At 62.1% G+C, this 1,336-nt stretch carries 2 protein-coding genes; both read left to right on the forward strand.

The genetic code is table 11. The features are described 5' to 3' along the window. On the forward strand, positions 1-623 hold a 623-nt coding region (locus tag AC1DX0_RS35925), incomplete at its 5' end, for an ABC transporter substrate-binding protein (RefSeq protein WP_477359243.1). Between the two features lie 16 nt (positions 624-639). Beyond that, positions 640-1,320 carry a DsbA family oxidoreductase gene (locus tag AC1DX0_RS35930; RefSeq protein WP_477359245.1) on the forward strand — a complete coding sequence of 227 codons (681 nt, stop codon included), beginning with the start codon at positions 640-642 and terminating at the stop codon, positions 1,318-1,320. The last annotated feature ends 16 nt before the right edge of the window (positions 1,321-1,336 follow it).

Genomic DNA, 1,336 nt, shown 5'->3' on the forward strand with positions numbered 1-1,336 from the left:
CCTGGAAACCGCCGGTGACCGACGGTTCGGGCCAGGACCGCAAAGTGTTGAAGACAGCTTTCGATCTCCTGAAAAGTATCGGTTACCACGTCCAGGACGGGACGATGCTCGATCCCGAGGGCAAACCTTTCGGATTCGAGATACTGACCGCTTCGCAGGACGAGGAGCGCCTGGCCGGTATCTACCAGCGCACACTGGCGAAGATCGGCATCGACGTCAGCATCCGCAAACTCGACGGCGACCAGATCCAGTCACGCAAGCAGCGCTTCGATTTCGAGGCTCTGATCGGATCCAGCGGCTTCAACAATTCCCTGTCGCCAGGCTTCGAACAGCTCGGACGCTGGAGCTCCGAGGCGGCCAAGGCCGAAGGCTCGTTCAATCTCGCCGGCGTTGCCGATCCGGCGGTCGATGCGGCGATCGAAGCGATGCTGCGCGCCCAATCGAAGGAGGATTATGTCGCCGCCGTTCGCGTTCTCGACCGGCTGCTGATCTCGGGCTACTACATGGTGCCGATGCAGTACAACACGCAGCAGTGGCTTGCTTACTGGAATTATCTGGAACATCCGAAGAAGACGCCCATATTCGGCTATCAGCTGCCGACATGGTGGCGCAAACCGAACTGACAATCCGGAGATCGAGATGAGCGAAGCGAATGCCATAACCGTCGATGTGGTGTCGGATGTCGTCTGCCCCTGGTGTTTCATTGGCCAGAAGCGGCTGGACAAGGCGGTCGCCGCGGTCGGCGATGTCGATGTGCATATACGCTGGCGGCCGTTCCAGCTCGATCCGACCATTCCGCCGCGAGGCAAGGACCGCCGCGAGTACATGCTTGCCAAGTTCGGCAGCGACGAGCGCATCCGAGAGATCCATGCCCGCATCGAACCGCTTGGCGAAGCCGAGGGCATTTCTTTTGCCTTCGATGCCATCAAGGTSGCGCCSAACACGCTGGAYGCGCATCGSSTSATCCGCTGGGCGGGTGCSGCCGGCGAAGCCATCCAGAACAGGCTGGTCCGTCGCCTGTTCCAATTGAATTTCGAGGAGGGCGTCAACATCGGCGACCATGCCGTGTTGGTCGAAGCCGCCCGCGAGGCCAGCATGGATGCGTCCGTGGTCGCCACGCTCCTGCCGACCGACGCCGATGTCGAAGCGGTGCGCACCGAGATCGCCACGGCGTCGCGCATGGGCATATCAGGCGTGCCCTGTTTCCTCATCGAAGGCAAATACGCAGTCATGGGCGCACAGGACGCCGACACGCTGGCGGATGCCATCCGGCAGGTGGCTGTGGCCAAGGCCCGCGGCGAGTTGGACAAGGTCGGCTGAGGCAGGCTGCATCCGC

It is taken from the genome of Mesorhizobium sp. P3_A9, from assembly GCF_056402975.1.